10 protein-coding genes and 1 other annotated feature are annotated in these 12279 nt (G+C 29.8%); all 10 genes read left to right on the top strand.

The window, feature by feature from the left end; genetic code table 11:
* Positions 1-89: 89 nt before the first annotated feature.
* Entirely contained in the window at positions 90-863 is a 774-nt protein-coding gene (locus FQB35_RS09505) for a polysaccharide deacetylase family protein (protein WP_148809694.1), read from the top strand.
* Positions 864-960: 97 nt separating this feature from the next.
* Positions 961-1162: a binding site (T-box leader), on the top strand.
* A 96-nt stretch (positions 1163-1258) separates the two neighbouring features.
* Positions 1259-2758: a sodium-dependent transporter gene (locus FQB35_RS09500; protein WP_148809693.1), complete on the top strand. Its 1500-nt coding sequence runs from the start codon at positions 1259-1261 to the stop codon at positions 2756-2758.
* A 500-nt stretch (positions 2759-3258) separates the two neighbouring features.
* Positions 3259-4518 (top strand): Mur ligase family protein, encoded by a 1260-nt coding sequence (locus FQB35_RS09495; RefSeq protein WP_148809692.1) that lies wholly within the window; start codon positions 3259-3261, stop codon positions 4516-4518.
* Positions 4519-4630: 112 nt separating this feature from the next.
* Complete coding sequence (locus FQB35_RS09490; protein WP_148809691.1) at positions 4631-5281, top strand: single-stranded DNA-binding protein; 651 nt, start codon at positions 4631-4633, stop codon at positions 5279-5281.
* A gap of 119 nt (positions 5282-5400) precedes the next feature.
* The gene (locus tag FQB35_RS15855; protein ID WP_168198300.1) at positions 5401-5544 is read left to right on the top strand and encodes a hypothetical protein; all 144 of its coding nucleotides are present in this window, start codon (positions 5401-5403) and stop codon (positions 5542-5544) included.
* A gap of 204 nt (positions 5545-5748) precedes the next feature.
* The gene (gene pfkB / locus FQB35_RS09485) at positions 5749-6687 is read left to right on the top strand and encodes a 1-phosphofructokinase (protein ID WP_148809690.1); all 939 of its coding nucleotides are present in this window, start codon (positions 5749-5751) and stop codon (positions 6685-6687) included.
* 105 nt (positions 6688-6792) lie between these two features.
* Positions 6793-8568, top strand: coding sequence for a sigma-54-dependent Fis family transcriptional regulator (locus tag FQB35_RS09480; RefSeq protein ID WP_148809689.1), 1776 nt, complete (start codon positions 6793-6795; stop codon positions 8566-8568).
* Between the two features lie 157 nt (positions 8569-8725).
* Entirely contained in the window at positions 8726-10021 is a 1296-nt protein-coding gene (locus FQB35_RS09475; protein WP_148809688.1) for an L-cysteine desulfidase family protein, read from the top strand.
* A gap of 94 nt (positions 10022-10115) precedes the next feature.
* Entirely contained in the window at positions 10116-10640 is a 525-nt protein-coding gene (gene hpt / locus FQB35_RS09470) for a hypoxanthine phosphoribosyltransferase (RefSeq protein WP_333473061.1), read from the top strand.
* 337 nt (positions 10641-10977) lie between these two features.
* Positions 10978-12261, top strand: coding sequence for a diaminopimelate decarboxylase (lysA, locus tag FQB35_RS09465; protein WP_148809686.1), 1284 nt, complete (start codon positions 10978-10980; stop codon positions 12259-12261).
* The last annotated feature ends 18 nt before the right edge of the window (positions 12262-12279 follow it).

Below are 12279 nucleotides of genomic sequence, written 5' to 3'. Positions count from 1 at the left end.
AGAAATTGCTATATTTTTTAGGAATATTAGTACACTTTCAGAATAAATTTAATATTATAATAACAATGGATGATAGAGGGGGATTCAGGATGAAAATATGGGTGATTAATAGAAGGGTAATTTTAAGCATTTTATGTATTTTTATATTGATTGGTGTTACATTTGTATATCTTAGTGATTTTGGGAATATGATTATTGGTGTAATGAATAAAGATAAAGTTTTGCCTATATATTGTGTAGATACAGAAGAAAAAAAGATTGCAATAAGTTTTGATGCAGCTTGGGGAGATCAATATACGAATGGAATATTAGATATATTAGATAAATATAATGTAAAGACGACTTTTTTCTTAGTAGGATTTTGGGTGGATAAATATCCTGATATGGTTAAAAAAATTCAAGATAAAGGTCATGAAATTGGAAATCATTCTAGCACTCATCCACATATGTCAAAGTTATCTGTAGGGCAGATTACACAAGAGTTAAATGAAACAGGAGAAAAAATTGAAAAGATTACAGGCGTAAAACCTATATTATTTAGGCCACCATTTGGAGATTATAATAACCGTTTGATTGAAACGGCAAAAAAAAATGGTTATTATACGATTCAATGGGATGTAGATTCTCTTGATTGGAAAGAATTAGGAGCACAGCCTGTTGTAGATAGAGTTACAAGAAATGTGAAAAAAGGTTCAATTGTATTATTTCATAATAATGCAAAATATGTACTAGAGTATCTACCATTAGTTATTGAAAGATTACAAAGAGAAGGATATGAAATAGTTCCTATATCAGAGCTGATTATGAAAGATGATTTTTATATAGATCATACAGGAATGCAAAGAAAAAATAAAAAAGAATAAGTTATGAATTATTATACATGATACTTTGTATAAAAATAGAATATTATGTTGACTATAAAAAATTTTTTATGTATAATAGGATATAAATATAAAATGGTAAAATGCGATGAAGGAGAATAGTAAAAAAATGATGTTTTACAGAGAGTAAGTCATTGGTGAGAGACTTGCAAACTAGTTTTTTGAACCCGCTCTAGAGCATATGGTGATAAAGCCATTACGTTTCTAATCACGTTACGATTAGGTAGAGTGAGCCAATTGGCTAATTAGGGTGGTACCGCGAGTAAATTCTCGTCCCTTTTTTTGGGATGAGGATTTTTTTATTTTCTAGAAAATTTATACAGTATTTATAATGATTTGCAAAAGAATTGTCCGCTTAATAAAAAAGGAGGAGTAATATGAGCAGGCAGAATGAACAATGGAGTAGTAGATGGGGATTTATTGCTGCATCTATGGGAATGGCAATCGGAACAGGAAATATATGGAGATTCCCAAGAGTTGCTGCATCTAATGGAGGAGGACCATTTCTTATTGCATGGACAGTAGCACTATTTGTTTGGGCAATCCCTCTTTTAATGGGTGAAATGGTTATGGGTAGAAAAACAGGACTTGGAACAATAGGTGCTTTTCGCGATTTTGTTGGCAAAAAATTTACTTGGATGGGTACATGGATTGCCGCAGTATGTTTAGCAATTATGTTTTATTATTCTGTAATTATGGGTTGGTGTATGAAATACTTCACATTAGCTGTTTCAGGAGCGTTTAAATCTGGAATGGGAACTGAAGCTACAGAAGCAATATGGCATACTTTTACTACGACACCATCTCAGACTATATTCTTTCATTTTATATCAATGACAATAGCAGGAATTATTATATATAAAGGTGTAAATGGAGGAATTGAAAAAGCGAGTAAAATTATGATACCAACATTATTTATATTAATGTTAACAGCAGTTATAAGATCTGTGACACTTCCTGGAGCAACAAAAGGACTTGAATATTTATTTAGTCCTAAACTTTATATGTTAAAAAATCCTAAAATTTGGTTAGAGGCATTTACTCAGGCAGCATGGTCAACAGGTGCTGGATGGGGCTTTATTATAACTTATGCAGTGTATACGAAAAAGAAAGAAGACATTGCGGCAAATTGTATGATTATGGGTTTTGGAAATAATGTTGGTTCACTTATAGCAGGATTAACTATATTACCAGCGATATTTGCTTTATCACCAAATCAAGAGTTTGTTAACCAAGCAATAACATCAGGAAATACAGGACTTGCATTTATCTATTTAGCTCAATTATTTCCAACAATGCCAGCAGGAAGAATATTAGCAGCAATCTTTTTCTTATCTATGACAATTGCAGCATTATCATCTTTACTTCCAATGATTGAAGTAGGAGTAAGAAATTTAATGGATATGGGAATGACAAGAAAAAAAGCAACATTATTGATTATTATTAGTGGTTTTATATTAGGAATTCCTTCAGCTTATAGCTTAGATTTCTTAAATAATCAAGATTTTGTATTAGGAATTGGGTTATTAGTAAGTGGATTATTTGTAGCATTTGCTTTAATGAAATACGGTTTAGAAGAAATAAGAAATAAAGTAATTAATACAGAATGGACTGATATGAAAGTTGGAAAATGGTGGAGTGTATGTGTAAAATTATTTCCTTTATTTTTTATTGTGCTTACAGGCTGGTGGATGTTTCAGGCGGTTGGCTGGTATCCAGATAGCTGGTGGAATCCACTAGAAGTATATAGTCCTGGAACAATCCTATTTCAATTTGTTATTTATGTTATATTAGGTTTAAAGACAAATAATATTTTAGCAGGTAGGATTGGAAAAGGAAGAGATATTACACAATTATCCACAAGAGAGGTGAGATAAATGTCAGCAACTTCTACTTTTATGATGGCAATGATTTTAGGATTTTATTTTATAGGATTTATCATATTGATTAATAAAGCTTTTAATTCAAAAAATAATGCATAATGAATAATAGATAGAGGCATGAAATTTCTTCATGCTTGAGTTTGTTGACAAAGTTATATTTATTAATGAATTGAAAAATAACGCTCATAAACAAATTTTTAGAGAAAACTAAGCTTCATAATTTCGAAAAATCCTAACGCACCTAATCAAGACGTCCTATCTTGTAGGATGCTGGCTTAGCATCCATGCTAAGCCTACGGATTTTTCTGAAATTCTTCATCAAGTTTTCTTTACTAAAATTTTGCAATTATTTGCTTTTATTTTTCATTCATAAATTTTTATTTTGTTTACAGTCTGAGGCATGAAATTTCTTCATGCCTCTATTTTATACATATTTTATTTTAAGTTGAGAAAAATATAATAAAGCAACTTGATTTTCAAAGAGGAGATGAATCATGCTGATTGAAGGAGTAGAAATCAAAAAAAATGATAAAAAAGAATTAGCTTGGCATTTGTATAATAAGAAATATGACTATCCTTTTGAAAAAATAAAAATAGTTGGTGTTATTGGGACAAACGGGAAGACAACAACGGCAAAAATTATATATCATATATTAAAGGAACACGGACAGCATGTTGGATTTTTAAGTTGTGAAGAAGTATGGTTTGATGAAGAAAAGATTAAAACTAGTTGGATTTATTGTGATACAGAACATGTTTTTAAGTATTTTGACAAGATGATAAAAAAAGGAATACAAATTGTTGTAATGAAAGTAGATAACTATTCTTTTAAAGAAGCATTTATATATGGAATAAAATTTGATGCTTTAGTATATACAAATATAGAAACTGAATATATAAATCATGAGGGCTACTTAGATATACAAAATAGAATAGGAAAGCATCTATCTGAAAATGGAGTAGTTATTGTGAATACAGATAATAAAAATAATAGTATGTTATTAGAGGATATGAAAAATAGATTAATGATTACTTATGGGCTTTGTTCTAAGGCAACTATTACAGCATCTAGTATTGATAGTACTCCTTCTATCAGATTTAATTGCTGCATTCAGAGGGGAATAACTGCACGGAATGATATTGAAATTGATCCTATGGAATTTCCAGTTTCAATTAATCTCCTTGGAAAACATAATGTTTATAATACATTAGCTGCTATTGCAGCAACCCTAATATATGGCGTTTTGCCAGAAGATATTGTAAAAGCATTTCAAAAATTTAAAGGAATAAAAAGAAGAATGTATCGGATTTATAATGATGTGTATCAAATCATAGATGATATGAGTCATGATCCCCCAAGTTATGAGGCTCTTTTTGAAACAATTCAAAGTATTGATTATGAGAATTTATACATTGTAAACGCTATTATTGGGAATGGCGGTGTCGATTTGAATAAAAACAATGCATTACTTATAGCTAACTGGATGAAAGCAATGAAATCTACAAAAATGATTACAACTTCTAGTGTAGATACAGTAGATGAAAACTATAAAGTTTTAGATAAAGAAAAAGAAATATTTCATAAGATATTTGAAGAAGATGAAATTGTATATGAACATAAGGACCGATTAAAAGATGCATTAGAATTAGCTTTGTTATATGCAGGAAAGAATGATTTGATTTTGCTTCTTGGTGGGCATGGGATGGATGAAGGAGAAAATCTTGTGAATAAACTTTTAAAAGAGAAAAATTAATTTTCTCTTTTTTTGTTTCTTAATCATAATTGTACTATATCATGAATAAATATAGTTGTAGATTAGCCCTGAAAAAGTACATAAGAATTAGGAAGGAGCGTGGGGGGTAGAAATGCCAGAGAGAGTAATTGATACAAATACAGTAACAATTGTAGGAGAAATATATTCACCTTTAGTCTATAGTCATGAAATGTATGGAGAAGGATTTTATTCATTCGAGATAAAGGTTGATAGGCTAAGTGACTATAGTGATATACTGCCTGTAACTGTTTCGGAAAGGTTAATAATTGATTTGCCTATTGATATAGGAACAACTGTTAAGATTGAGGGGCAGTTACGGTCATATAATAAGTATGTAGGGGGGAAAAATAAATTAATTTTAACGATTTTTGCGAGGGATTTGTCTTTGTATGATGGAAAAGAAGAAATAAAAAATCCAAATCAAATTTTTTTAGATGGTTATGTTTGTAAAAAACCTGTATATCGATCAACACCTTTTGGTAGAGAGATTACAGATATGTTAATAGCAGTAAATAGACCATATAATAAATCTGACTATATTCCTTGTATTGCTTGGGGAAGAAATGCAAGATTTTCAGAAAAATTAAAAGTAGGGGATCATTTAAAAATATGGGGAAGAATACAGAGTAGGGAATATCAAAAAAGAATAAGTGATGAAAAGGTAATAACGAAGGTTGCATATGAAGTATCTATATCTAAAATGGAAGTTAGTCAGGATGAGAACAATAAAGAAGAGAAATAATGTAATTGATTTATTATAAAACACACTTTAGAAGGTGTGTTTTTTTATTATATATGCTTTGCGTATGATATAAAAATGAATTATAATAATGCTAAGATTATGAAATAGGAGTGAAAAATATGAATTATTGGGTGGTTGGGGGAGCTATACTTTTTATAATATTAGTGAGTATACAATATTCTCTTAATAAGATTGTTGTATTGTTAAAAGAAATTAAAGATATACTCTACAGGTTAGATATAAAAGAAAAAGTTAAAAGATGATTTTATTGACTTTAGAGAGAAATTTAGCTAGAAAGACCTATTCTAAATGTATAGAAAATTTTGTAAAAATATGATAATATTAAGAGGAGTATCTATTTTTTAATAAATAAATCAAAAAAGCTTTGCAAATCAATACTTTTGTGATTATAATAGATTTGTGTCTTTTTGTATTTATGAATTTGTATAAAGTAAGAAGGGGATTATATGATTACTACAGTTACCTTAAATCCTGCCATAGATCGAGCTTATGTAATAAATGATTTTAAACCGAATAACAAATATCATATACATGTAGAAGATGTAAAAATCACGGCTGGCGGGAAAGGATTAAACGTGGCGAGGGTTGCCACGATTTTGGGAGAAAAAGTAAATGCAACAGGTTTGCTTGGAGGATACTCTGGTAAATTTATTAAAGAAGAGTTGGACAAGTTAGATATTTATACATCATTTGTTCAAATTAATGAACCTTCTCGAATATTTACTGCTATTGTAGATCCTCTGAATAAAACAGAAACAATTGTTGCTGAAAAGGGACCTGTAGTGACAAAAGAAGAGCTGAATGCATTTGTAATGGAGTTTGTAAAAATATTAAAATATAGTCAAATTATTGTTGCAGCAGGCTCAGTACCACAAGGCTTGCCAAAAACCATATATGGAGATATGGTAAAGATTGCAAAGGACAATAATGTAAAAATGATTATTGATGCAAGTGGAAATTATCTAGAAGAAGCTATAAAAGCAAAGCCTTTTATGATTAAACCAAACCTCGAAGAATTAGAAGAATTAGTTGGTTATAAACTTGATAGTGATTATAAAATTATATTTGAATGTAAGCATATTTGTAAACAAGGGATTGAAGTAGTAGGGATTTCTTTAGGGGATAAGGGTGCAATATTTACTACAAAAGATGGAGTATATAAGGTATGTGCTCCAAAAGTATCTCCAATTAATTCTGTAGGATGTGGAGATGCATTTGTAGCAGGATTTGCTGTATCAATCTATAGGAAAAATGATTTAGAAGAGGCTTTTAAATGGGCAGTAGCTACGGGAACAGCTAATGTGATTGAGGAAAAAATTGGGTATGTTGATTTAAAGTGGGTAGAAAAATTTTATAAAGAAATTAAGGTAAAAAGGTTGGACTAATGTGCCAGCTTTTTTTATTTGTAAAAAAAGGAATAATACTTTTGATTGTATTTAAGATTTGATATGATAAAGATAAATTTTATGAAAAGTAAGAGGATGATTTTGATGAATTTGATGAAAATTATTTCAAGTGTTCAAAAGATTGCTGAAGCCATAGAAAGTGTTTTAAAAGTGGATGTAACAATTGTAGACAATCATCTTAATAGAATAGCGGCTACTGGACGTTATAAAAAAAATATAGGAGAAAAAGTAAATAAAAATTCTGTCTTTGGCTTTGCTTTGAGGCAAGGAGAAAGTTTTATTATTGAAAATCCTAGGAATCATGATGCTTGTTTAAAATGTGAAAACATAAAAAGCTGCAAAGAATATGCAGAGGTTTGTTGTCCTATAAAAGTCAATGATCAGATATTTGGAGTTATCGGCTTGATTGCTTTTGAAGAAGAACAGAGAGACGCTCTTATAAAGAATAAAACAAATCTTATGGAATTTTTAAACAGAATGGGAGATTTGATTGCTTCAAAGCTTTTAGATAAACAAAAGACTGATAAAATTAAATTATTAGCAAGAGAGTTAGAGACTGTACTAGATTCTGTAGATAGAGGTATTATTGCAGTTGATAAAGAAGGATGGTTTTTGCGGTATAATAAGAAAGCAGCTCAATTATTTCAAATAGATGAAAATAGAACTTCTCGTATGAACATTAAAGACTTGTTGGAAAATTTGAATTTCAGTAATTTGGTTATGCAAAATATTTGTGTAAAAAATAGGGAATTTAGATATAAAAGAAAACATTATCACTTTAGAGGTGTTTTTGATGCAAATCCTATTGTTATAGAGGGAAAAACCTTTGGTATTGTTTTTACATTTAGTAATATTTCAGAGATACTAAATGTGGTAAATGATATTGCTACAGGGACAATTATAACTAGTTTTGAGAATATTATAGGCAATAGCCATTGTCTAGAAGCTGTAAAGCTTGAGGCTCAAAAGGCTGCAAAAACAACATCTACTGTACTAATACAAGGAGAGAGCGGAACAGGAAAAGAGCTATTTGCAAGGGCGATACATTTTCATAGTAATAGATATAGAGGACCATTTATTCCTATTAATTGTGCAGCTATTCCAGAGCAATTGTTAGAAAGTGAGCTTTTTGGTTATGAGGAAGGTGCTTTTACTGGATCGAAAAAAGGAGGAAAGACAGGAAAGTTTGAATTAGCAAATAAAGGTACTCTTTTTTTAGATGAAATTGGAGATATGCCTATTCATTTACAAACGAAACTATTAAGGGTGTTACAGGAGTATGTTATTGAAAAGGTTGGAGGAAAAGAATTTATTCCAATAGATGTAAGAGTGATTGCAGCTACGAATAAAAATTTAGAACAAAAAGTACTAGAAGGAGAATTTAGAGAAGATTTATTTTATAGATTAAATGTTATCCCTTTAAATATTCCACCATTAAGAAAGAGAAAAGAGGATATTGTAATCCTTGTAAAATATTTGTTGAGCAAATGTAATAGAAAGCTAGGAAAAAATATTAAAGAAATAGATACGTATGCACTAGAAATACTAATTAATTATGATTGGCCTGGAAATGTAAGAGAACTTGAGAATACTATTGAATATGCTGTTAATATGTGTAGTAGCCACGTAATAAAGGATATTGATTTGCCAAATAGATTAACAAATACCAAAAAGAGTTTTAAAGAAACAAAGATTGAAAAAATCATACCTATTAAAGAATTAGAAATAAAAGAGATAAAGAAGGCTATAGAATATTTTGGAAATACGAAGCAGGCAATTCCTAAAGCTGCTGAAGCTTTAGGAATGAGTCGAGCAACTTTATATAGAAAATTAAAAGAATATAAAATAAAACAGTCTTAAAATGAGAATTAATTCTCATTTTAAGACTGTTTTGCTATTTTTATTCTCAAAATAAGATTAAATTGAGAAGAATGGGCATTTTTCAACATGTTTTTTTGGCACGATTATTGCGATTTTTTTGAGCAACATGTAATTATTGAAAAAAGGAGGATTTTTTATGAATTTAAGAAATCTTATTCTAAAAACATTAAAGAAAGAAGTCGTGCCAGCAATGGGATGTACAGAACCGGTAGCTGTAGCTTTAGCTTGTGCCAAAGCAAAAGAATTGATAGATTTTTATGAGATTAAGAGTGTAGAGATTGAAGTTAGTCCAAATATTTATAAGAATGGTTTGTGTGTAGGAATTCCAAATACCAATGAAGTAGGACTTGAAATAGCAGGTGCATTAGGCTTGATTGGAGGAAAAAGTGAAAAAGGTTTACAGGTATTAGAAGGAATTTTAGAAAAGGATGTTAGCTTGGCAAAAGATTTTTTAAATAGTGGAAAATTATCATTAGGAATTAAAGATACAAAAGAAAAAGTATATGTGCAAGTAAAGCTTTTTACAGATTGTGGTTTTACAAAGACTATTATTAGGGGAAAACATAATCAATTTACCTATGTGGAAAAATGTGGAGAAATATTATTGGATGTAAAAGCAGAAAATGAAGAAATAAATGATTTTAAAAATTCATTGTATAATATAAGGATCAGGGAGATTATAAAGGAAATAGAGCAAATTCCTTATGAAGATATTGCTTTTATGTTGGATGGATTAAAAATGAATGAAAGAGTAGCTATGGTAGGATTAGATAAAAAAGTAGGCATGGGAGTTGGTATTAGCTTTTATGAGAATATTAAAAAAGGCATATTGTCCGATGATTTAATGAATTATGCGATGATGCTAACAGCCGCTGCATCAGATGCAAGAATGTCTGGGGTTAATCTGTCTGTGATGAGTAGTAATGGAAGTGGGAATAATGGATTAACAGCAATATTGCCTATTGTAGCGTATAAAAATAAATTTCATGTGGAAGATAAAAAATTGGCAAAAGCTGTAGCAATAAGTCATATTATAAATAGTTATATAAAATATTATATAGGTAGATTATCAGCTATATGTGGTTGTGGTGTTGCAGCGTCAACAGGTGCTAGTGTTGCAATTGCTTGGTTGATGGGTGCAGATGAAGAACAAATAGATGGAGTTATAAAGAATATGTTGGCAAATGTCAGTGGAATGATTTGTGATGGTGCAAAGGTAGGATGTGCATTAAAGCTTGCAACATCTGCTTCTACTGCGATTCAATCAGCTCTTTTGGCATTAAGCAATAATATTGTGCCTTCTAGAAATGGAATTGTGGCAGAAACTGCGGAAGATACCATAAAAAATTTAGGAACTTTATCTATAGAAGGAATGACTATCACGGATCATGTTATATTAAAAGTTATGAAAAATATGCAATCAGCTTCATAAGGATATTATAATTGACAAAGACTAGGATATAGATTAGAATATTGAGTAATATGAGGAATAATGACGAAAATTGGAGGCGAAATATTAAATGACTATAGAGAACAAAAGAAAAGAGGTACTTTTTTCTAGAGAAGATATTCAAAAAAGAGTAGAGGAATTAGGTAAGCAAATTGCAAAAGATTATAAAGGGAAAAAAATACTAGCTGTATCTCTTTTAAAGGGAAGTTTTATCTTTGCAGCAGATTTAGTGAGAGAAATTGATGCTCCTGTAAGAGTAGAATTTATGGCTACTTCAAGCTATGGTCATGGAGAAGAATCATCAGGAAAAGTAAATATTTTATATGATTTAAATGTAGATCTTACAGGATATGATGTTTTAGTAATTGATGATATAGCGGATACAGGACTTACAATGAAATTTGTTTTAGAGCATTTAAAAACAAAAAATCCTGCTAGTATAAAATGTTGTGTATTGCTTGATAAACCTTCTAGAAGAAAAACAGAGCTTGAAGCAGATTATGTTGGATTTACTATACCAGATAAGTTTATTGTAGGATATGGATTAAATTATGGAGATTATTATAGAAACGTTCCATATGTATTTGCTTTTGTAGACTAATAAAAGCCAATAGCTAATAGCTATTGGCTTTTTTATATCAAATTTATTCCTAAAATACGGAACATAGTACGTAAATTCGGAAAAAATTAAATTGTCATTTATCTGTTTTGTACAAGCTTTCTATGGATATGCAAATAAAAGTAATAAATTGAGTCCGTTTAAACGAACTTAATTTATAGACAACTTAAAAAATGTTTTTCAAAGCAATTATTGCAAAATTTGTAAAGCCTTTAAAATAGAAGGATGTGAATAATGATAAGTCTTTTATCATATATATGTGAAAATGGCATACATATTGCAAATAATATATAAAAACATATATTAGGGAGTTGAAGTAATGAAAGTTATAGAGCCTATTTCAAGTCATTTTTATTTTGGAGGATGTGATACTGTACAATTAGCTAAAAAGTATGGTACACCTCTTTATGTTATGTCAGAAGACTATATATGTGAAAGATGTAAAGAAATAAGAGAAGATTTTTTAAAAAAGTATGAAAATACTAAGGCTGTTTATGCGAGCAAAGCTTTTTTGACTATGGAGATGTGCAGAATTATAGAAAGAGAAGGCATTGGAATAGATGTTGTCTCAGGGGGAGAATTATATACGGCTTTAAAGGCAGGTTTTCCAATGGAGAAAGTGATTTTTCATGGAAATAATAAAACATTAGAAGAGATAGAAATGGCAGTAAAAAATAATGTTGGAAGAATAGTTGTCGATAATTTGTACGAATTAGAACTATTAAATAGTGTAGCACAAGCTTTTGGTAAAAAGATGAAAATTTTATTTAGAATTACTCCTGGTGTAGATAGTCATACACATAAATATATTAGTACAGGACAAGTAGATTCTAAATTTGGAATACCTCTTAAAGGAAATATAATTAATGAAGCAATAAAAAAAGCAATAGATTCATCAAATATTGAGTTAATGGGATTCCATTTTCATGTAGGTTCACAGCTTTTTGATAATTCATCACATATAAAAGCTGTGAAAATACTAGTAAAACTAATGAATGATATGAAAGAATCTATTGGATTTATAACGAAAGAACTAAATACTGGCGGAGGATTTGGAATTTATTATTTTGAAGGAGATGAATCAAAGCCTTTAAGATATTTTACAGATGCTATAATGGAAACTATTAAAGAGGAATGCCATAAATATGATCTTTTAATGCCTACTGTAATAATTGAACCTGGAAGATGGTTAGTAGGAGAAGCAGGTATTACTTTATATACTGTAGGATCAATTAAGGAAATACCTAATGTAAGAACATATGTGGGAATCGATGGGGGAATGCCTGATAACCCAAGACCAGCATTGTATGGTGCAAAATACGAAGTGATTGTAGCAAATAAGATGAATCAAGAAAAAAATAGTTTAGTGACGGTAGCAGGGAAATGCTGTGAATCTGGAGATATTTTAAGGTATGATTTAAAAGTTCCAAAGCTTGAAGCTGGAGATATTCTAATATTTAAGAGTACTGGTGCTTATAATTATTCTATGGCTAGTAACTATAACAAAATACCTAGGCCTGCAGTAGTAATGGTAAGTAATGGGATAGATCGTTTAATTGTAAAAAGAGAAACTTATGAATATTTGTTAAGAAATGAGTTATAAAAAGGTATAATAGTAGTG

This window comes from Crassaminicella thermophila (assembly GCF_008152325.1).
Lineage (GTDB): Bacteria > Bacillota > Clostridia > Peptostreptococcales > Thermotaleaceae > Crassaminicella_A > Crassaminicella_A thermophila.
Note: the sequence above shows the minus strand (reverse complement) of the source record. Positions and strands in the feature narration are given on the sequence as shown.